The sequence below is a fragment of the Alcaligenes faecalis genome, assembly GCF_002443155.1.
GTDB classification, from domain to species: Bacteria; Pseudomonadota; Gammaproteobacteria; order Burkholderiales; family Burkholderiaceae_B; genus Alcaligenes; species Alcaligenes faecalis.
The window spans coordinates 1,645,670-1,665,457 of the sequence record NZ_CP023667.1; the positions used below are offsets into that span (position 1 = coordinate 1,645,670).

The window sequence follows — 19,788 nt, forward strand, 5'->3', positions numbered from 1 at the left end:
CGGTTCCGGTATACGCCGTTTTACGTCTCCATCTTTGCATCATGTTATTTTCCGAATCGTGGCTGCGCCGCTTTGTGAATCCCAAACTGGGAACTGAAGAACTGGGTCATCAATTGACGATGGCTGGCCTGGAGGTTGAAGAAATTCAAGCCGCCGCGCCAGCGTTCGAGAATGTTGTCGTTGGCTTTATTGCCGAGATTGCCCCTCATCCCGACGCTGACCGCCTGCGCGTATGCCAGGTCGATGACGGCTCGGGCAAGCTGCTGCAGATTGTGTGCGGTGCGCCCAATGCGGCTCAAGGCATCAAGATTCCGGTCGCCCGTGTTGGTGCAGAACTGCCCGGTGGCATGAAAATTGGCCCGGTCAAAATGCGTGGCGTGGAGTCCGCCGGCATGTTGTGCTCGGGTCGCGAACTGGGGCTGTCGCAAGATCACGATGGTTTGCTGGTACTGGATGCAGACGCGCCAGTGGGTCAAAGCCTGCGTGAACTGCTGGATCTGGACGACCAGATTATCGAATTGAAATTGACGCCTAACCGTGCGGACTGCCTGTCCGTGCTGGGCGTGGCGCGTGAAGTGGCCGCTCTGACGGGCGAGCCATTGACACTGCCAGATTTCACACCTGTTCCTGTCACGATTGAAGATCGCGTTTCCGTGACCGTGAAAGACGCTGATCTGTGCGGCCGTTTTGCCGGCCGTGTGATTCGTGGCGTCAATGCGCGTGCGAAAACCCCGGACTGGATGAAAACCCGTCTGGAGCGCAGCGGCCAGCGTTCGATCTCTGCTTTGGTGGACATCTCCAATTACGTCATGCTGGAACTGGGCCGTCCTACGCACGTGTTCGATTTGCAGCACGTACAGTCTGGTCTGGAAGTGCGTTGGGCACGTAAAGGCGAACAACTGGAGCTGCTGAGCGGTTTGAACGTCGAGCTGGATACCGATGTTGGCGTGATCGCGGTTAACGATGTACCGCAAAGCATGGCCGGTATCATGGGCGGCGAACAAAGTGCCGTCACGCTGGACACGACGGATGTGTATCTGGAAGGGGCTTTCTGGTGGCCAGAAGCCATCATGGGCCGTGCCCGTCGCTACAAGTTTTCTTCCGATGCCAGCCACCGCTTCGAGCGTGGCGTGGACTTCGACTCCATTACCCAGCATCTGGAACGCACCACAGCATTGATTCTGGAAATCTGCGGTGGCAAGGCCGGTCCTATGGATGATCAGGTTGTGGCCTTGCCCGAGCGCAAGCCAGTGGCCATGCGCCTGGATCGCTGCCGCCGTGTTCTGGGTATTCCTCTGGATCAAAAGCAGGTTGAAAGCATCTTCACCTTGCTGGGCCTGGACTTCTCGGTGGCTGACGGTGTCTTTACGGTCAACCCTCCCAGCTTCCGTTTCGATTTGACGATCGAGGAAGACCTGATCGAGGAAGTTGCCCGTATTTACGGTTTTGAAAATATTCCTGATCTGCCTCCGGTCGCTGCCGCGCAAATGCGTGTGCCGGTCGAGTCCTTGCGTGGCCCGCACGCCTTGCGCGCTGTGCTGGCTGCCCAGGACTACCAGGAAGTGATCAACTTTTCCTTTGTGCAGGAGTCCTGGGAAAAAGACATTAACGGGCAGGCTGATCCTATCCGTTTGCTGAACCCCATTGCCAGCCAGTTGGCGGTGATGCGTAGCAGCCTGATTCCGGGTCTGCTGGCCAATATTGAACGTAACGCCAACCGTCGTCAGTCGCGCGTGCGTGTGTTCGAGTTCGGCCGTGTCTTCATGCGTGATGCTTCCCAAGAAAACGGTCCTTTGACTGTGGCGGGCATCCATCAGCCCAACCGCATTGCAGCCGCTGCCTGGGGGCCTGTTGTGACCGAGCAGTGGGGTCAGCCTGATCGTCTGGTTGACTTTTTTGACGTCAAGCGCGATCTGGAAACCTTGCTGGGCCAACGTGCTGCTCAAGTTCGTTTCGAGCCTGAAGCTCACCCCGCCTTGCATCCAGGCCGTAGCGCCAGTGTGAAGCTGGATGGTAAAACCATAGGCTGGATTGGTGAAATCCATCCTCAGTGGTTGAGCGAATTTGGCCTGAATCAGGCGCCCGTGGTCTTTGAGGTGGATGTAGATGCCATCTCTCACGACGACGTAGTGCATGCTCAGGAAGTATCCAAGCAGCCTGTGGTGCAACGAGATCTGGCGGTTTGGCTGGATAAGGACGTATCCTATCAAGCTGTGCTGGATACATTGAACCAGGTGCGCAGCACGGCAGCACAAGCAGCCATCGTCAAGGACATTCAGTTGTTTGACGTCTGGCGCGACAAGAACGATGCATCGGAAAAGAGTCTGGCGATTCGTTTCTGGCTGCAAGACAGCGCAAGCACGCTGGATGATGAACGCGTCGAGCAATGCCTGGAGGTATTGTTGGCGGCACTGGTATCCGCGCATGGCGCACGGGCAAGGGCATAAGGAGACACAATGAACGTAGAGCGTACTTTGACCAAGGCGGATTTGGCCGAACTCTTGTTTGAGCGTGTTGGCTTGAATAAACGTGAAGCCAAAGATATTGTGGATACCTTCTTTGCCGAGATCCGCGATTCTCTGGCCGATGGCGTAGAGGTCAAGTTGTCCGGTTTCGGTAATTTCCAGGTACGGGACAAACCCCCGCGTCCTGGCCGTAATCCCAAGACTGGCGAAGTGATCCCTATCTCGGCCCGCCGAGTGGTGACTTTCCATGCCAGTCAGAAGCTCAAAAGTGTAGTCGAAGGGGCGCCGGTGGCGCCTGAGGATGACCAGGACTGAGCCCTGGTACGTTTGCGTACAGTTTTGCCTGACTGAACGTGTAAAATCACTCCTATTGTCGATGAGCATCAGTGGCCATGAGCACAAACGAAAAGACGGCGACCTTGCCACCTATCCCTGCCAAGCGTTATTTCACAATCGGTGAAGTCAGTGAACTTTGCTTGGTCAAGCCCCACGTCCTGCGTTATTGGGAGCAGGAGTTTACGCAGTTAAAGCCCGTCAAGCGACGCGGTAACCGACGTTATTACCAGCACCACGAAGTGTTGCTGATACGCCGGATTCGCGGCTTGCTGTACGACGAAGGCTTTACGATCAGTGGTGCGCGCAATCGTCTGGGCGATGGTCCGGATATGCCTTTTGATCAGGAAGCCGCTGTGCGACTGACTGGTCAGGAGATGCAGGCCTTGCGCACCAATCTGGGCCAGATCCAGGCGATGCTGGATCAAGCCTTGGCAATGACGGATCCGGGCTCGGCCCAGTAAACCGGGATTGTTCAGCAGGAATGAAGGTCGGCCTTGGGGCCGGCCTTTTTTCATGGAAGGGATAAGCAGTGAACTTGCGTCGTCAGGCTTTAAAGGCTTTGTTAGTGCAAGAACCGGCTGCCAAGCTGGCAGCGGTACGAGCGATTGCACATGGCTTGCCCGTAGGGGCGGATGAACATTTGGAGGAGCCGCCAGGCGTGCCTGGACGGCCCGAGGGCTTGCGTTTTGTGAGCCCTCAGCAGGTGCCTAAACGTTCGGTGCGGACTATCCAGGGGCGAGCAGCCTTATTGCATTCCTTGGCGCATATTGAATTCAATGCCATCAATCTGGCTTTGGATGTGCTGTGGCGTTATCCCGGTTTACCCGACCCATTCTATGCGGGTTGGTTGCAGGTGGCGGTGGAGGAGGCGTTGCATTTCGAACTGCTTGGCAACCATCTTCAAACGCTGGGTGTCCGTTATGGGGACTTGCCTGTCCATGATGGCTTGTGGGAGATGGCAGAGCGAACGCGCTTTGATCTGCTGGCGCGTATGGCTTTGGTGCCCCGTACTCTGGAGGCGCGAGGCCTGGATGCTTGCCCCCTGGTGCACCGGAAGCTGCTGGACGCTGGTGATGAAAAAGCCGCTGCGATTATTGCCATCATCTTGCGCGATGAAGTCGGGCACGTGGCCTTGGGAAATTACTGGTATCGCAAAGTGTGTCAGGAGCAAGGTCTGCCTGATTTTGACACCTATGGCGAGTTGGCACAGCGCTATCGTGCACCGCGTTTGCGCGGCCCCTTTAATCGCGAAGCCCGCCTGGAGGCGGGCTTCACTGTCGAGGAAATCGACGAGCTGGAACGGCTGGATGCCGCTTTCAAGAGCGGGTTGCCGACGAGTTAACTTCGGTATTGGGCTTGGGCAGGTTATCCAACTGCCCGAAGCTGACGATGCGGCCAATATACAGAACGGGGCCTTCCGGTGCACCGCTATTGGAGCCACCTTCCGTTTCCAGTGTCATCTCAAAAATCTGCTCATCTTCCACGGTGCCTATCAAGGCCGCAGGAACGGTGATGGGGCGATTGGGATCAATCAAACCCAATGAACGGATTTGTGTGCTGCGTGGGGTATGTGTCCACAGCTGTACCGACTGAGTTGCTTTGACTTCAGTGCTGACCTTGGGCACCAGCAGGACATTGCCTTGTGGGTCCACCGTCGCAATCCAGGCCGGAGTAGAGGATTGGCCAGGGGCTTGCAGGATGGCCGCCTGACGGGGCTTCATCTCTATGACGTTGATGGGTGGCTCTGAATTCATGTTCATGAGCAAGGCAATCACCAGACCCAGAATCACGACCGCTGCCAAACCGCCCAATAAAATCGGCAGGGGCATGGCAAAACCACGAGACTGGCGTTCTCCTTCGACAGCTTCGGGTTTGCGTTTCTTCTCTACCGCGACAGGTTCAGGCTCGCTTTTAGTGGGTTTTTTCTTGTCGGCCACTTTGCTCGGGGCAGCCGGCGCTGGCTCGGGGGTGAGAGCAGCGGCCTTCGTGGCTGGGTCGGAGTCTGCTCGTAGCAAGGTGGGGAAGGGCGGCGTGTGATCGTCGGCCTTGTCGTTCGAGCTGTTGGCGGACCAGCGAGGTTCCGTGCGGGTGGCAGCTTCTACTTTAGTCGTGCTGTCTGCAGGAGCGCTGGTCTTGATGCTCGGTTCCTGGCGTTCCGGCTTGCTGGCGGGAGCATTCGCATTGGGGCTGGTGCTTTCCGGTTTGGATGTTGCGTCCGTGGTAGCGGCTGTGCTGCCAGCCTGTCGGCGTGCAGCGGGTGGCGGCAAGCCCAAGGTATGGTGAATGTGAGCCAGGCTAGTGGGCGCAGGCAATGTCGGGGTCAGGCAATCCACCAGTTCCAGCCAGGCTTGTTCCCAAGCCAGGGCCAGACGCGCAGCCTGATCGTTCTGCTGCATCAGAGTATGGGCTTGAGCCAGTTCGTGCTGACTGAGCAGGCCCAAAGTGTATTCGCCAATCATCACTGCATGGCGCGGATCGTTGGCATTGCCTTCATTGATCAGGGGGGTGAGCTGCTGCAAGCCATGCTGAACCACCGCGCGCAATTGGGCGGGGGAGCGGTTCAGTTGAGGGCCTAGCTGCTCGTAGCTATTGCCATGCAGATAAGCATGGATCATGGCGCGTTGGCTGGTGCCATCCAGCTTGCCCAGGGCAGGGATGAAACGCTGACCGGCTTGCGGTTGGATGGCGGGAAGGGCGTAATTGTTGTCGCCGCTTTGCGTGCGTTGGCGCAGGCGAGCCAGCAGCCTGAAGCGCAGAATGCTGTAAATCCAGGCGCGCCCCTCGCCCAAATCGGGGTCATAGCCGGCAGCGTTCTTCCACAGCAAGACAAAGCTATCGCGCAGAACCTCTTCGGCATCGATGCGGCGGCCCAATACGGCCTGGCCCAAAGCCAGCATCAAGGGTGCTTCCTGATCGTACAGCACATCCAGCGCCTGGCTGTCTTGTGCGGCTAACTGATCCAGGGAAGAAGAATACGAAAAAGAAGAAGACGGCATGGATGGATTTTGCACGGTAAAGGGATTCATGAGCCAGATGTCCGGTATCAGGCGCTGTTTTCATTCTGTCCGCGCCTGTTTCAGACAAGCAGGTATTGTATGCCTTTCGCTGAAGGCTTGAAGGTAACAAAGTGCTGGATTGCCAGCATTTTCTTTGCAGTGGCTAGACGTGAATTTCCTGATTTTCAGCACGGAATGCTTGGTGGTCGGGGCCATTGCTTTCACGACTGTGGTTTGCAGGCCAATAATCAGCCAAACAAGCACGCCGACGGCAGGGTCTTGGCAGGGATGAGCAGTGCAAAAGGCTATACTTATTAGTTATGTGCTGCCTGAGTGTTGTTGATCTTACTTAGGCAAAGAGCCTCATTTCTGTATTCGCATCAAGGACATAGCAGGGGCCTGCCTGCCAGTGGAAAGCGTTTGCGCTTGTCCTGCCTTGATTTCAGCGTTGTGCTGCAACTTATTTTTAAGCTGTCCGTGGTTCTTCGGCTTTGTGCTGATGGACACGGACCTATTGCGTGTGCCTCCTCGTCCTGAAGTGCTTGATGGTGTCTCCGGTGGTCTGAGCACCCTGAAATCCTTATTTCCTTACGTTTGGCGATTCAAGACTCGCGTGGTCTTGGCCTTGTCCTGTTTGCTGCTGGCAAAAGTCGCCACAGTGATGATGCCGATCTACCTGAAGCAGGTAATCGATGCGCTGAGCCTGCCCGCTACCGCGCTGATGCTGCCGGTGGCGGCCTTGTTGGGCTATGGTGCCGTACGTCTGGCCTCCAGCGCTTTTGGGGAAATACGAGATGCCTTGTTTGCCCGAGTCACGCAAGGCTCGGTGCGCCTGATTGCGAACCACGTCTTTCGGCACTTGCTGGATCTGTCCTTGCGCTTTCATACCGAACGGCAGACGGGTGGTTTGAGCCGGGATATTGAACGGGGCACCAAAGGTGTCAGCTTTCTGCTGAATTTCCTGGTCTTTAATATCCTGCCTACCTTGCTGGAAATCGCACTGGTCTGTGGCATCTTGCTCTGGCGTTACGACTGGGCCTTCGCTGCGGTGACCTTGGGGACGATTGCTGCCTATATTGTGTTTACCTTGCTGGTGACCGAGCGGCGCATGCGCTATCGGCGTGCCATGAATGACCTGGACAGCCGCGCCAATTCCCGCGCGATTGATGCCTTGCTCAACTACGAGACAGTCAAATACTTCGGTAATGAGGATTACGAGATCAATCGCTACGACCAGAATATGGGCCAATGGGTTCAGGCTGCCGTGCGTAATCAGGTCTCCTTGAATCTGCTCAATATTGGTCAGGCTTCGATTATCAGTGTCGGGGTGACGGCCTTGCTGTTCATGTCGGCGCAAGGTGTGCTGGCCGGGACCATGACCGTGGGGGACGTTGTGCTGGTGTCTGCCTTCCTGACCCAGCTTTATGCGCCTTTGAACTTTTTGGGCTTTGTGTACCGCGAGATCAAGAACTCCCTGGCCGATATGGAGCGCCTGTTCTCCTTGCTGCGTCGCAAGCAAGAGGTGAAGGATGCGCCGAATGCCCAGGTCTTGTCCTGTGAACAGGCGGGTGTTCGTTTCGAGAACGTCAGCTTTGCCTACGACAGCCGCCGCAAGGTCATCCAGAACCTGAGTTTCGAGATTCCCGCAGGCAAGACTGTAGCGGTTGTGGGCTCGTCGGGCGCGGGTAAGTCCACCTTGTCGCGCCTTTTGTTCCGTTTCTACGATGTGACGGAAGGCCGCATCCTGTTCAATGACCGTGAGCTGCGCGAATGGACGCAGGAGAGCTTGCGCCGTCATATCGGTATCGTTCCCCAGGACACCGTCCTGTTCAACGATACGATTTTGCACAATATTGCCTATGGCCGTCCTGAGGCCAGCAAAGAGCAAATCGTGGCTGCGGCTCGTGCCGCCAGTATTCATGACTTCATTGAAAGCCTGCCTGATGGTTACGAAACCGTTGTGGGAGAACGTGGCTTGAAATTGTCCGGGGGCGAAAAGCAGCGTGTGGCCATTGCCCGTACCTTGCTGAAGAACCCGCCGGTGCTGATTCTGGATGAAGCCACCAGTGCGCTGGATACGCGCACGGAACGGGCGATTCAGGCGGAGTTGAACGAGATTGCCCGTGACCGCACCACCTTGATCATTGCTCACCGTCTTTCCACGATTACGGACGCGGATTTGATTCTGGTTCTGGAGCGCGGACAGATCGTGGAGCAGGGCACACACAGCGAGCTTTTAGCCCTGGATGGCGCCTATGCCCGTATGTGGAATATCCAGCAAAGTCTGGAGGGATAATTTGACCATATAGTACCAAAGCGGTACTATATGGCTCTACGACCTGTTCAGAGAGAAGGAATGCTGCGAATCAGTAAAATCATTGATTACGGCACTTTGGTGCTGACACACATGGCTGGCGATCCAGACCGTGTGTTCAGTGCGTCTGACTTGGCCGCCATCCTGGGTTTGGGCCAACCAACTGTCAGCAAGGTGCTTAAACTGCTGGGCCAGCACGAGCTGGTAATCAGCAGCCGAGGCGCACGCGGAGGGTATGTGTTGGGCCGCCCCGCCAAACAGATTAGTGTAGCGCAGATTATTGATGCACTGGAAGATCAACCCTTTGGCTTGACTGAATGTGTAGCTACTCCTGGAGCCTGTTCCGTGGAGTCAGATTGCCATATACGCAGTAATTGGCAGCGTATCAACGATATTGTCCGGCGCACCCTCGAAGAGGTCAGTGTTGCAGACATGATACGCGTGCCCGTTAACGAATTTCCCCTGACACACAAGCCGGGTCCCGAATTGAAAAACAGAAACAAGGCGAACACCTCCAACGTGGAGTTAACCGAATGAGTACCGTCAACGAACATCTGGACACCTTCCTCGATCGTGATTACGAGGCAGGCTTTGTCACCGACATCGAGTCTGAAACCATACCGAAAGGTCTGAACGAAGACGTCATCCGTTTCCTGTCCGCGAAAAAACGCGAACCGGAGTTCATGCTGGAATGGCGCCTGGCTGCTTACCGGCAGTGGCTGACCATGAAATATCCCAAGTGGTCGATTGTGGAATATCCGCCTATCGACTTCCAGGACATCAGCTACTACTCTGCGCCCAAGAGCAAGGCCGACGGCCCCAAGAGCCTGGACGAGGTGGATCCCGAGTTGCTGCGCACCTATGAAAAACTGGGTGTGCCCTTGCACGAACGCGCTCGTCTGGCCGGTGTGGCCGTTGACGCCGTGTTTGACTCGGTCTCGGTTGCCACCACCTTCCGCAAAGAGCTCGAAGAAGTGGGCGTGATCTTCTGTTCCTTTTCCGAAGCAGTGCGTGAATACCCGGAACTGGTCAAAAAGTACCTGGGTACGGTGGTTCCGCCTAGCGACAACTTCTACGCAGCACTGAACTCGGCCGTGTTCTCCGATGGCTCCTTTGTGTTCATCCCCAAAGGCGTACGCTGCCCGATGGAGCTGTCCACTTACTTCCGTATCAACGCCCGTGACACCGGCCAGTTCGAGCGCACCTTGATCATTGCGGAAGAGGGCGCTTCGGTCAGCTACCTGGAAGGCTGTACGGCGCCGATGCGCGATGAGAACCAATTGCACGCAGCGGTCGTGGAACTGGTCGCGTTGGACGACGCCAAAATCAAGTACTCCACCGTACAAAACTGGTACCCCGGCGACAAGGACGGCGTAGGCGGTATTTACAACTTCGTCACCAAGCGCGGCGAATGCCGTGGCGCACGTTCGCACATCTCCTGGACGCAGGTTGAAACCGGCTCGGCCATTACCTGGAAATACCCCAGTGTGGTGCTGCGCGGCGACGACTCCCAAGGCGAGTTCTACTCGGTTGCCCTGAGCAACCACCGCCAGCAAGCCGATACCGGCACCAAAATGATTCATATGGGTCGCAATACCCGCAGCACGATTATCTCCAAGGGGATTTCGGCTGGCCAAGGTATTAACACCTATCGCGGCCTGGTTCGTATTACCCCCAAGGCAGAAAACGCCCGCAATTACACCCAGTGTGATTCGCTGCTGATTGGCAAGCGCTGCGCTGCACACACCTTCCCCACGATGGAAGTGCAGAACCCCAGCGCCAGTGTGGAACACGAAGCAACTGCTTCGCGCATTGGCGAGGACCAGCTCTTTTACGCCATGCAGCGCGGTCTGACTGCCGAGGATGCCGTCTCCATGATCGTGAACGGCTTTTGTAAAGAAGTGATTAAAGAATTGCCCATGGAGTTTGCGGTCGAAGCACAGAATTTGCTCGGCGTCAGCTTGGAAGGCAGTGTAGGTTAAGGAGAATAATGAAATGCTGACGATTAAAGATTTGCGCGCTTCGGTTGAAGATAAACCTATCCTTAAAGGCCTGAACCTGGAAATCAAACCCGGTGAAGTCCACGCCATCATGGGCCCGAACGGCTCGGGCAAGAGCACCTTGTCCCAGGTTCTGGCTGGTCGTGAAGACTACACCGTGGAAGGTGGTTCGGTTGATTGGCTGGGGCAGGACCTGCTGGAAATGAAGATTGAAGACCGCGCCCGTTCCGGTCTGTTCCTGGCATTCCAGTACCCCATCGAAATTCCCGGTGTGTCCAACGCCTACTTCCTGCGTGCTTCCGTGAACGCCGTGCGTCGTCATCAGGGCTTGCCCGAGCTGGACGCCATGGACTTCCTCAAGCGTGTCAAAGAGGAAATGAAGACGGTTGGCATGCGTGAAGAGTTTCTGTACCGCTCCGTGAACGAAGGCTTTTCCGGCGGCGAAAAGAAACGCAACGAAGTTCTGCAAATGAGCCTGCTGGAGCCCAAGCTGGCCATTCTGGACGAAACCGACTCCGGTCTGGATATTGACGCTTTGCGCGTGGTTGCCGACGGCGTGAACCGTCTGCGTTCCCCCGAGCGTTCCTTGCTGGTGATCACTCACTACCAACGTCTGCTGGACTACATCGTGCCTGACTTTGTGCACGTTTTGGCCGGCGGCAAGATCATTCGTTCCGGCGGCCGTGAATTGGCTCTGGAACTGGAAGAGCGTGGCTACGGCTGGGTGCTGGAACAAGCAGCCGCCGAACAGAAAGCCAAGGGAGCTGCGGTATGAGTCTGCCGGATTGGGTCAACAGCTTTGCCGCTCAGGCTGCACAAGCACCTGGAGCCGGCCTGCCATGGCTAAGCGCTGTGCGTCAGCGCGCGCTGGATCGTTTCGCACAAGAGGGCTGGCCAACTACGCGTATTGAAGCCTGGCATCACACCTCCTTGGCTTTGTTGGAACAACAAAGCTTTGCGCCTCAGAAGTCGGCTTCGGCTGCAGAACTGGTGGCGTCGGTGCGCCAGCAAGAAGACGGGTATTTCCTGGTCTTTGTAGATGGTCACTACGATGCGGCCTTGTCGCACCTGAATGAGTTGCCAGCGGGCGTGCGTTTGTCCTCGCTTAGCACCTGTCTGGAACAGGATGCAGACTGGTTGCAGCAGGCTTACGGGGACGAGTCCCTGGGCGCCTCGACCGCCGCCTTGAACCTGGCTTTGGCCCAGGATGGCGCGGCCCTGCACATCGCTGCGGGCAAGCACCTGGAGCAGCCTGTTCATCTGGTTTTTGTGCGCACCCAAGGTGGCAGCGCCAGCTTCACACGTAACCTGATTTCTCTGGAGTCCGGTGCCAGCGCAACGGTGGTTGAACACTATGTAGGTCAGGAAGGAACGGATGCTTCCTTGAGCAGCGTCGTGACTCGCCTGAACGTGGCGCCTGATGCCAACCTGACGCATATGAAGTTGCAGCAGGAAGCGCTGCAAGACTTCCACCTGGCTGCAATCGATGTGCAGCAAGGTCGTGGTTCGGTATTCAATTCGCACTCCCTGTCCTTCGGTGCCCGTATTGCCCGCAACGATATTGCTACCGTCTTCAATGGCGAGCGTTGCGAAACCTTGTTCAATGGTTTGTATTTTGTAGACGGCCGCCGTCACGTCGACCACAACACCATCATTGATCACGCTCAGCCCAACTGCCAAAGCCGTGAGTTTTACCGCGGTATTCTGGCCGACACCGCCCGTGGTGTATTCAGCGGTCGTGTATTGGTCGGCAAGGGCGCGGATGGTACGGATTCGGTACAGCGCTCGGACAGCCTGCTCTTGTCCAAGATGGCCCGTGCGGACTCCCGCCCCGAGCTGGAAATCTACGCTGATGACGTCAAGTGTGCACACGGCGCCACGGTGGGTCAGCTGGATGCAGACAGCCTGTTCTATCTGCGTTCGCGCGGCATGACCATGGAAGATGCACGCAATATGCTGATCTACGCATTTGCGGCCCAGTCCCTGGAACGTATTGCTTCCGAGAGCCTGCGTAGCCGTGCCACTGTCGGTATCAACGCTTTGTTGCCTGGCGGTCTTGCCCTTGGAGATCTTGCATGAATGCGCCTATGCCCGTAACTGCTGCTGGTTTGCTGAATCACCGCGAGGATTTTCCTATCCTGGCTCGTCCCATTCGGGGCCAACGCCTGTCCTATCTGGACAACGGGGCGACGACGCAAAAGCCGCGCTCGGTTATTGAAGCCGAGGCGCGATTCTATGAGCAGTCCAATGCGAATATCCATCGTGGTGTGCATTGGCTGTCTCAGCATGCTACTGAGCTGTACGATCAGGCCAGAAGTACAGTGCGGGCATTTCTGAATGCTGCGCGCGATGAAGAAATTGTATTTACGCGTGGCACCACAGAATCCATCAACCTGGTGGCCTATAGCTGGGGCATGGACAACCTGAAGGTGGGTGATGAAATCCTGCTGACAGGCCTGGAGCATCACTCCAATATCGTGCCTTGGCAGCTTGTGGCTCAACGCACGGGCGCGGTCATTCGCGTGGTGCCTGTGCTGGACAACGGCGAGCTGGATCAGGAAGCGTTCAAGCAACTGCTGAACGAGAAAACCCGTTTACTGGGCTTGGTCCATGTATCCAATGCCCTGGGCACGATCAACCCCGTTGCTGAAATGACCCGTCAGGCGCATGCCGTCGGCGCCAAGGTGCTGGTAGACGGGGCCCAATCCGTTCCCCACGGTGTGGTGGACGTGCAGGCTCTGGATGCTGACTTCTACACGTTCTCGGCGCACAAGCTGTACGGCCCCACCGGTATGGGTGCTCTGTACGTGCGTTATGAGATTCTGGACAGCATGGCGCCCTGGATGGGCGGCGGTGACATGATCACCACAGTCAGTTTCGAGCAAAGCAATTACGCGCCCGTGCCACAGCGTTTTGAGGCAGGTACACCCAATATCGCGGGTGCCATTACCATGGCTGCCGCCATCGATTATGTGATGGGCATAGGCATGCAGCGTATTGCTGATCACGAAGCGCTGCTGCTGGATTACGCCACCGAGGCCTTGCTGGCCATGCCTGGCATTCGTATTATCGGTACGGCCGCACACAAGGCAGGCATCGTGTCTTTCCTGGTCGACGGCATTCATCCACACGATCTGGGCACCATCCTGGATATGGACGGCGTTGCCGTGCGTGCCGGCCACCACTGTGCCATGCCCTTGATGACGCGCTTTGGCATTCCTGGTACGGCTCGTGCCTCTTTTGCCTTGTACAACGATTACGCTGATATTGACGCTTTGCTGGGCAGCCTGCGCAAAGCTCAAAAACTATTTGGAGTTGGCTAAATGAGCCAGGATTTCAACGGGCTGCGCGAGCTCTACCAAGAGGTCATTTTTGACCACAACCGTAGCCCGCGTAACTTTGAAGTAATAGAAAACGCCAGCCATTTTGCCAATGGCCACAATCCTCTGTGCGGGGATCAACTGGCTGTATACGCCGTAGTTGAAGACGGCATTGTGCAGAAAGTCAGCTTTGTGGGGCATGGCTGTGCTATTTCCAAAGCGTCGGCATCCTTGATGACCGAAGCCGTGAAGGGCCTGAGTCTGGCCGAGTTTGAGTCTCTCTTTCAAGATATGCACGCCATGCTGACAGAGGCCCATCCCGATCGAGATCTGGGCAAGCTGGAAGTGTTATCTGGTGTGCGTGAATTTCCCGCACGGGTTAAATGTGCCACTCTGGCCTGGCATACCCTGCACAACGCCATCAATCAGGCCAAAGAAACCGCGCAAACCGAATAAAGGCGCAAGCAAGCCATGAGCTATTTTGAACGACATGATGTGCTGGTCAGCCGGGATTGTCCGGCTGTCAGTATCCCTTACGGTGCTCCCGTTACGATCGAGGCGGGTTGTACAGCAACGATTACCCAGAAGCTGGGTGGCAGCTATACCGTGATGGTAGAGGGCAACCTGTACCGGATTGAAGGTGTCGATGCCGATGCGCTGGGTTTTGAGTCCCAGGACAAGCCCGAAGTGTTTGTGCCCGAGCTGCCCCTGAGCGAAAAAACCATTGAAGATGCTGCCTGGATTGTGCTCTCCAGCGTTTACGATCCGGAAATTCCGGTGGACATCGTGAACCTGGGGCTGGTGTATGCCTGTCACGTGAACCAGACCGGGCCTGAAACCTTTTCCATCACCATGGAAATGACGCTGACGGCTCCGGGTTGCGGTATGGGTACGATGATTGCCGACGAGGCCCGCTACAAGCTGGAGACCATCCAGGGCGTGGAAAAGGCGGTGGTGGACCTGGTTTGGGACCCGCCATGGAGCCGGGAGCGCATGAGCGAATCAGCCCGCTTGCAACTAGGGATGCTGTAATAGAAAAAGCCTGCATATTCTGCAGGCTTTTTTGTATCTGCAGATGCGAAGTATCTGGAAACGTGTGTCTAAGGGGGCTGGGGCCTGTTTGCAATGTCGTTTAACACTGGACAGTAAGCTTTAGCTCAATCCCTTATGTGTCGTTGGGCGCCCGGTCTGGGTCCGCTCTCTGACTACACTAAACTGCTCAAAAAAAATGACTCGATTTCCGCCTGTTATCTATACATAAAAATAATGGCTAAGGCGTTTAAAGGCAGGTTTTCATTAAGTCTCATCTTTCCTTTTCTGCATCTCATCAGATGCCTGATACTTCAATTTTCTGCTCGGATAAAACTGAAGCCTATAACTTTTCCTAGGGTTTATGCTTATCTCCCACTAGAGAGATTTGTATGAATTTCGCTTATTAAGCTTAAGTTTCTTTCATTCAAACCTGAAACCTTCAGGCTTATATAAATAAGAACTCATGTGGCGAACGGAGAATAGAATTTGATACAGATAGAACATAACGATGCTTTTTTAAAGCAGGATCTTGCAGGGCGGGCAGGTTAAACGCCCGCCAATACAGGAAGACTTGGGGTTGAATCAATAGAAGACGAATGGGCACCCGCCTGCAAAAGAGGAGGTGCAAAACGAGGTCGTGCTGAGCGCCCGTGGTTTGGGCAAGGTCTATGGCTCGGACTGCTGGTTCTCCAAGGGGCGTAAGATGCACGCGCTCAGCGACATCAATCTGGATATACGTCGTGATGAAGTGCTGGGTGTCGTGGGGGAGTCCGGCTCGGGCAAATCCACTTTGGCGCGCTGCATTATTGGTCTGGTCGAGGCCAGCTCCGGGCAGATCACCCTGAACGGTGAAACCTTGCCCGCCGCCTGCAAGGACCGCAGCCTGGCGCAGCGGCGCAAAGTGCAGATCGTGTTTCAGGACCCGTATCGCTCGCTGAATCCTCGCGTGACGATTGGCCAGTCTTTGACAGAAGGCATGCACAACATCGGCGTCGATCCCAAAGTCGCTATTGAACGCGTGACCGAAGTTTTGTCCATTGTGGGCCTGGACGCCGATGTGCTGGAGCGCTATCCGCATCAGTTCTCGGGTGGTCAGCGGCAACGGCTTTGTCTGGCCCGCGCCATTGTGATGGAGCCGGATGTGCTGATTGCGGACGAATCCGTGTCGGCGCTGGATGTGCTGGTGCAAGAGCAGGTGCTCAAGTTGCTGGTGGATATCAAGCGCAAAACCGGTGTCGCCATCCTGTTCATTACCCATGACTTGCGTGTTGCCGCGCAGATTTCTGACCGCATCGTGGTGATGCAAAAGGGTCGGATTGTGGAGGCCGGAGACCCAGGGCGTGTCATTAGCCAGCCTAGCCAGGCTTACACCCGTGAACTGGTGGAATCCGCACCCGGTGTGCATTGGGATTTTCAGAATTTTTGTGCTTATGCCTGATCGACACGGCTGTTGGGGCTGTGTTGATTGTGCAGAGCTAAATCCTGCTGCTGGAACGCGGCAGGGCGTATCGAATCCCGCCCAAGGCGGATCTTAATTGTTGATGGAGTTCAAATCTCATGTCCAGGTTTGTCAATGTAGCAGCGGCTCAGTTGGGCCCTATCGCACGCAACGAAACTAAAAAACAGGTGGTTGACCGCTTGCTGGCCCATTTGCATCAGGCCAAGAAAATGGATGTTGATGTGGTGGTATTTCCCGAGCTGGCACTGACCACGTTTTTCCCGCGCTGGTTCAGTGAGGATATTTCCGATTTTGATTGTTTTTATGAAACCCAGATGCCAGGGCCGGACACCCAGCCCCTGTTTGATGCTGCTGCCAGATTGCAGATTGGTTTCTACCTGGGCTATGCCGAGCTGGTCATTGAAAACGGCGTAAAGCGTCGCTTCAACGTGTCCATTCTGGTCGATAAAACCGGCACGATTGTGGGCAAGTACCGCAAGGTGCATTTGCCCGGTCACGGCCAGGACGAGCCCTGGCGTGCTTTCCAGCATCTGGAGAAATACTATTTCGAGCCCGGACACGAGTTTGGTGTGTGGTCGGCCTTCGGGGGCGTGATGGGCATGGCCTTGTGCAATGACCGTCGCTGGTCGGAAACCTACCGCGTCATGGGTTTGAAGGGCGTTGAAATGGTCATGCTGGGCTACAACACGCCGGTTCATAATCCGCCCGCGCCGGAGCACGACGATCTGTCCATGTTCCATAACCATCTGGTGATGCAGGCCGGGGCTTATCAGAACGGCACCTGGGTGGTGGGGGTGGCCAAGGCGGGGAGTGAAGAGGGCATCGAGATGATTGGCGGCAGTGCCATCATTGCACCGTCTGGCGAGATTGTCGCGGCTTGCTCCACCAAGGGTGACGAGTTGGCCATTGCCCGCTGCGATCTGGATCTGTGCCATTCCTACAAGAGTACGACCTTCAACTTTGAGCGTCATCGTCGGCCAGAAGCGTATGGCCTGATCAGCTCGCAACGTGGAGCGGTGGTGCCATGGGCTTGAACGAACATACAAAAATGGACCTGGCCTGGGATGTGGTCAGCCTGACGCAAGCCTTTGTGCGTATCCCCAGCCTGTCCGGGCAAGAGCAGGTCATGGCGGACTTTGTGCAACAAGTCATGCGGGAGTTGGGCTTTGACCAGATCAGCGTGGACGATAAGGGGTCGGTGCTGGGCTTTGTCGGCCCGGCCCAGGCTCCGCTGGCCCTGCTGTTTGATGCTCATATGGATGTGGTGCCTATCGCCGGAACCTGGACGGTTGAGCCTTTTGGGGCGCAGATCAAGGATGGCCGCATGTATGGGCGCGGCACCAGTGATATGAAAGCAGGTTTGGCCGCCGCTCTGTGTGGCGCGGCGGCAGCGGCTCGTAGTGGAACCTTGAAACAGCGTATTGCCGTGTCTGCCAGCGTGATGGAGGAAGTGATTGAAGGCTATGCCTTGTCACACGCTCTGGAGCAATGCACGCCGGCTGCTGTGGTGATTTGTGAGCCATCGCGTTTGCGCATCATGGTGGGCCAGAAAGGGCGACAGGAGATTCTGTTGCGCTTGCAAGGCCGTCCAGCCCATGCGGCCTTGCCTCATCTGGGGGTGAATCCCATTCAGGCGGCTGTCAAGGCGATTTCTGCTTTGCAAACGCTGGATTTGCCCAGGGATGCGCAAGTGGGCCAAGCCTTGCTGGTGCCCACTGACATTATTTCCGACCCGCATCCTTCCATTTCCCTGATTCCTTCGTCCGTTACGGTGCGTTTTGATCGCCGTACTTTGGTCGGAGAAAGCAGCGAATCGGTGCTGAAAGAAATGGAGCAATGCGTGCAGGGTGCCGGTGTGGAGGGCTTTTCGCTGGAACTGGTGGACAGTCAGGTACAAACCTATACAGGTCAGCAGGCCAGCCCGGAGCGGGACTTGCCCGCCTGGCGGCTGGATGAGTCGGCACCGTTGGCCCAAGCCATGGTGCAAGCGGTTCAGCAAGCCGGGCGTGTGGTGGAAATGGATACCTGGTGGTTTTGCACCAATGGCTCCGAGTCCGCCGGGCGACGTGGCATTCCCACTATCGGTCTGGGGCCAGGCGAGGAAGCACAGGCACATACGGCTGATGAGTCGGTCGCGATCGACGATGTTCTGGGGGCCAAGGACATTTACGAACAGCTGTGTATCCAACTGGCGGGACAAGCGTAAGAGCAATCGGAGACAAGTGATGCGTATTGCAGTAGCGGGTTTTCAGCACGAGACCAATACCTTTGGCCCGGCCATGGCAACAATGGCGGACTTTGAGCATGGGGGCGGCTGGCCAGGTATGTGCCGGGCCGAGGCCATCGAGCCTGCCTTGCGTGGGGCCAATATCCCGGCAGCCGGGTTCATGGCCGCCGCCGCACAAGCCGGGGTCGAGTGCGTCCCGCTACTGTGGGCCGCTGCCAGTCCCTCCGCTCCCGTCGAGGCAATGACTTACGAGGCGATCGTGGCGGAGATTCTGTACCGCCTGGAGCAAGTTCTGCCTGTGGATGCGGTGTATCTGGATTTACATGGCGCCATGGTGGCCGAGCATCGCGATGATGGGGAAGGGCATTTGCTGGTTCTGGTGCGCGAGATGGTGGGACCGGATGTGCCTGTGGTCGCCAGTCTGGACTTGCATGCCAATGTCAGCGACACCATGCTGGCGCAGGCCGATATGCTGGTGGCTTACAAAACCTACCCGCATGTGGATATGGGGCAAACGGGCGAGCGTGCTTTCCAGGCGCTGATGCGCTGTTTGCAAAGCGGTCGTCGCCCTGAATTGGCCTGGCATCGATTGCCTTTCCTGATCCCGGCGATCTGGCAAAGCACCGAGATGGAACCGGCGGCCAGCCTGTACCGTCACTTGTCATCGCTGGAAGAAATAGAAGGCGAGGGGAGCGTGTCGTTCGCCATGGGCTTTCCTGCCGCGGACGTGCCGGAATGCGGAGCGGTCTTGTGGGCCTACGCCCAGACACAGGAAGAAGCCGATAGCCGTTTGGCAGCCTTTCTGGACGAGGTGCTCGATAAAGCCCAAGGCTTCCAAGGCAAGCTTTATGAACCGGACGAAGCCGTGCAATGGGCGCTGAGTCACCCTGGTAAAGGCCCGGTGATCATTGCCGATGCTCACGACAACCCCGGTGGCGGCGCCAGCTCCGATACCTGTGGCCTCTTGCGCGCCTTGCTGAAAGCCAAGGTATCGGATGCCGCTTTAGGCTTGATCGTGGACCCGGAAAGCGCTGCTCTGGTGCACCAGGCAGGTGCCGGTAAAACCATCGAACTGTCCCTGGGCGGTAAATCCGGTGTCCCCGGCGATATGCCCTTGCATGCTCGCTTTTATATCGAGTCCGTATCCGATGGCCAGTTCCGCGCCACCGGCCCGTACTACGCAGGCTGTGCCATGAACCTGGGGCCCAGTGCCTGTTTGCGCATAGAAGGCGTGCGTATCGTTCTGGCCTCCTACAAGTCGCAGATGGCAGATCAAAGCATGTTCCGTTTTGTTGGGATAGAGCCAGAGCAGATGAAGATACTGGTCCTGAAAAGCGCCGTGCACTTCAGAGCGGACTTTGGCAGCATCAGTGACCGCATCATTGTCGGAGCAGCACCGGGAGGAGTTTCCATGCGCACGACCGACTTGCCGTGGGAGCGTTTACCGGCAGAACGCCTGCTGTATCCCGGTGGCCCCAGCCTGTCTCAATGGCGAGTCATGCAATCAGAAGGGCGGGCCTGTTCACAATAGCTTTGCATTTTTTACCCAAGTAGGTATACTCCTGCCTTCACGGTTTTGATGCGGATTAGCTCGGTAAAATGAGCTTTGAAAATCAGGCCGCCTGTTCAGACAAGTGTG

The 19,788-nt window shown here is 56.5% G+C and carries 18 protein-coding genes; 17 read left to right on the plus strand and 1 reads right to left on the minus strand.

What is annotated here, in order from left to right:
* Positions 1–41: 41 nt before the first annotated feature.
* From pheT to CPY64_RS07725, 4 genes are all read left to right on the plus strand, one after another.
* A complete protein-coding gene (gene pheT, locus CPY64_RS07710; RefSeq protein WP_042480360.1) occupies positions 42–2,447 on the plus strand; it encodes a phenylalanine--tRNA ligase subunit beta in 2,406 nt (801 codons plus the stop codon).
* Positions 2,448–2,456: 9 nt separating this feature from the next.
* Positions 2,457–2,780 carry an integration host factor subunit alpha gene (locus CPY64_RS07715; protein ID WP_009454385.1) on the plus strand — a complete coding sequence of 108 codons (324 nt, stop codon included), beginning with the start codon at positions 2,457–2,459 and terminating at the stop codon, positions 2,778–2,780.
* A gap of 77 nt (positions 2,781–2,857) precedes the next feature.
* Positions 2,858–3,262: a MerR family transcriptional regulator gene (locus CPY64_RS07720; RefSeq protein WP_003800357.1), complete on the plus strand. Its 405-nt coding sequence runs from the start codon at positions 2,858–2,860 to the stop codon at positions 3,260–3,262.
* A gap of 68 nt (positions 3,263–3,330) precedes the next feature.
* A complete protein-coding gene (locus tag CPY64_RS07725; protein ID WP_042480365.1) occupies positions 3,331–4,143 on the plus strand; it encodes a ferritin-like domain-containing protein in 813 nt (270 codons plus the stop codon).
* Here CPY64_RS07725 and CPY64_RS07730 read toward each other — a convergent pair.
* Positions 4,118–5,827, minus strand: a complete 1,710-nt coding sequence (locus CPY64_RS07730) for an anti-sigma factor domain-containing protein (RefSeq protein ID WP_052362854.1) — start codon at positions 5,825–5,827, stop codon at positions 4,118–4,120. The genes CPY64_RS07725 and CPY64_RS07730 overlap by 26 nt on opposite strands.
* Before the next feature lie 69 nt (positions 5,828–5,896).
* On the opposite strand from CPY64_RS07730, the gene CPY64_RS07735 reads away from it, so the two are divergent.
* The 13 genes from CPY64_RS07735 (at position 5,897) to CPY64_RS07795 (ending at position 19,680) form a co-directional block, all read left to right on the plus strand.
* Positions 5,897–6,115 (plus strand): hypothetical protein, encoded by a 219-nt coding sequence (locus tag CPY64_RS07735; protein WP_042480367.1) that lies wholly within the window; start codon positions 5,897–5,899, stop codon positions 6,113–6,115.
* A gap of 181 nt (positions 6,116–6,296) precedes the next feature.
* Entirely contained in the window at positions 6,297–8,093 is a 1,797-nt protein-coding gene (locus tag CPY64_RS07740) for an ABCB family ABC transporter ATP-binding protein/permease (RefSeq protein ID WP_165589467.1), read from the plus strand.
* 60 nt (positions 8,094–8,153) lie between these two features.
* Complete coding sequence (locus CPY64_RS07745) at positions 8,154–8,648, plus strand: SUF system Fe-S cluster assembly regulator (protein ID WP_003800349.1); 495 nt, start codon at positions 8,154–8,156, stop codon at positions 8,646–8,648.
* A complete protein-coding gene (sufB, locus tag CPY64_RS07750) occupies positions 8,645–10,093 on the plus strand; it encodes a Fe-S cluster assembly protein SufB (RefSeq protein ID WP_009454374.1) in 1,449 nt (482 codons plus the stop codon). The genes CPY64_RS07745 and sufB overlap by 4 nt, the downstream gene beginning before the upstream one ends.
* Positions 10,094–10,106: 13 nt before the next feature.
* Positions 10,107–10,886, plus strand: coding sequence for a Fe-S cluster assembly ATPase SufC (sufC, locus tag CPY64_RS07755; RefSeq protein WP_009454372.1), 780 nt, complete (start codon positions 10,107–10,109; stop codon positions 10,884–10,886).
* Positions 10,883–12,190, plus strand: a complete 1,308-nt coding sequence (gene sufD, locus CPY64_RS07760; protein WP_042480368.1) for a Fe-S cluster assembly protein SufD — start codon at positions 10,883–10,885, stop codon at positions 12,188–12,190. Before sufC ends, sufD begins: the two co-directional genes overlap by 4 nt.
* Positions 12,187–13,434 (plus strand): cysteine desulfurase, encoded by a 1,248-nt coding sequence (locus tag CPY64_RS07765; protein ID WP_042480370.1) that lies wholly within the window; start codon positions 12,187–12,189, stop codon positions 13,432–13,434. The genes sufD and CPY64_RS07765 overlap by 4 nt, the downstream gene beginning before the upstream one ends.
* Complete coding sequence (sufU, locus tag CPY64_RS07770) at positions 13,435–13,887, plus strand: Fe-S cluster assembly sulfur transfer protein SufU (protein ID WP_009454366.1); 453 nt, start codon at positions 13,435–13,437, stop codon at positions 13,885–13,887.
* Positions 13,888–13,902: 15 nt separating this feature from the next.
* Positions 13,903–14,463: a putative Fe-S cluster assembly protein SufT gene (gene sufT / locus CPY64_RS07775; protein ID WP_042480373.1), complete on the plus strand. Its 561-nt coding sequence runs from the start codon at positions 13,903–13,905 to the stop codon at positions 14,461–14,463.
* A 622-nt stretch (positions 14,464–15,085) separates the two neighbouring features.
* Complete coding sequence (locus CPY64_RS07780; protein WP_226791352.1) at positions 15,086–15,901, plus strand: ABC transporter ATP-binding protein; 816 nt, start codon at positions 15,086–15,088, stop codon at positions 15,899–15,901.
* Between the two features lie 119 nt (positions 15,902–16,020).
* Positions 16,021–16,956: an N-carbamoyl-D-amino-acid hydrolase gene (locus CPY64_RS07785; protein ID WP_042480375.1), complete on the plus strand. Its 936-nt coding sequence runs from the start codon at positions 16,021–16,023 to the stop codon at positions 16,954–16,956.
* Positions 16,947–18,128: a YgeY family selenium metabolism-linked hydrolase gene (locus tag CPY64_RS07790; RefSeq protein WP_042480377.1), complete on the plus strand. Its 1,182-nt coding sequence runs from the start codon at positions 16,947–16,949 to the stop codon at positions 18,126–18,128. The genes CPY64_RS07785 and CPY64_RS07790 overlap by 10 nt, the downstream gene beginning before the upstream one ends.
* 19 nt (positions 18,129–18,147) lie before the next feature.
* A complete protein-coding gene (locus tag CPY64_RS07795) occupies positions 18,148–19,680 on the plus strand; it encodes a M81 family metallopeptidase (RefSeq protein ID WP_042480380.1) in 1,533 nt (510 codons plus the stop codon).
* The last annotated feature ends 108 nt before the right edge of the window (positions 19,681–19,788 follow it).

Excerpts from the sequence above, each read along its gene's own strand:
- sufT (WP_042480373.1), top strand. The coding sequence starts at position 13,903 with ATGAGCTATTTTGAACGACATGATGTGCTGGTCAGCCGGGATTGTCCG.
- CPY64_RS07740 (WP_165589467.1), top strand. The coding sequence starts at position 6,297 with ATGGACACGGACCTATTGCGTGTGCCTCCTCGTCCTGAAGTGCTTGAT.
- CPY64_RS07795 (WP_042480380.1), top strand. The coding sequence starts at position 18,148 with ATGCGTATTGCAGTAGCGGGTTTTCAGCACGAGACCAATACCTTTGGC.
- CPY64_RS07790 (WP_042480377.1), top strand. The coding sequence starts at position 16,947 with ATGGGCTTGAACGAACATACAAAAATGGACCTGGCCTGGGATGTGGTC.
- CPY64_RS07785 (WP_042480375.1), top strand. The coding sequence starts at position 16,021 with ATGTCCAGGTTTGTCAATGTAGCAGCGGCTCAGTTGGGCCCTATCGCA.
- sufB (WP_009454374.1), top strand. The coding sequence starts at position 8,645 with ATGAGTACCGTCAACGAACATCTGGACACCTTCCTCGATCGTGATTAC.
- sufD (WP_042480368.1), top strand. The coding sequence starts at position 10,883 with ATGAGTCTGCCGGATTGGGTCAACAGCTTTGCCGCTCAGGCTGCACAA.
- CPY64_RS07735 (WP_042480367.1), top strand. The coding sequence starts at position 5,897 with ATGCCTTTCGCTGAAGGCTTGAAGGTAACAAAGTGCTGGATTGCCAGC.
- CPY64_RS07730 (WP_052362854.1), bottom strand. The coding sequence starts at position 5,827 with ATGAATCCCTTTACCGTGCAAAATCCATCCATGCCGTCTTCTTCTTTT.
- CPY64_RS07720 (WP_003800357.1), top strand. The coding sequence starts at position 2,858 with ATGAGCACAAACGAAAAGACGGCGACCTTGCCACCTATCCCTGCCAAG.
- CPY64_RS07745 (WP_003800349.1), top strand. The coding sequence starts at position 8,154 with ATGCTGCGAATCAGTAAAATCATTGATTACGGCACTTTGGTGCTGACA.
- sufU (WP_009454366.1), top strand. The coding sequence starts at position 13,435 with ATGAGCCAGGATTTCAACGGGCTGCGCGAGCTCTACCAAGAGGTCATT.
- pheT (WP_042480360.1), top strand. The coding sequence starts at position 42 with ATGTTATTTTCCGAATCGTGGCTGCGCCGCTTTGTGAATCCCAAACTG.
- CPY64_RS07765 (WP_042480370.1), top strand. The coding sequence starts at position 12,187 with ATGAATGCGCCTATGCCCGTAACTGCTGCTGGTTTGCTGAATCACCGC.
- sufC (WP_009454372.1), top strand. The coding sequence starts at position 10,107 with ATGCTGACGATTAAAGATTTGCGCGCTTCGGTTGAAGATAAACCTATC.
- CPY64_RS07715 (WP_009454385.1), top strand. The coding sequence starts at position 2,457 with ATGAACGTAGAGCGTACTTTGACCAAGGCGGATTTGGCCGAACTCTTG.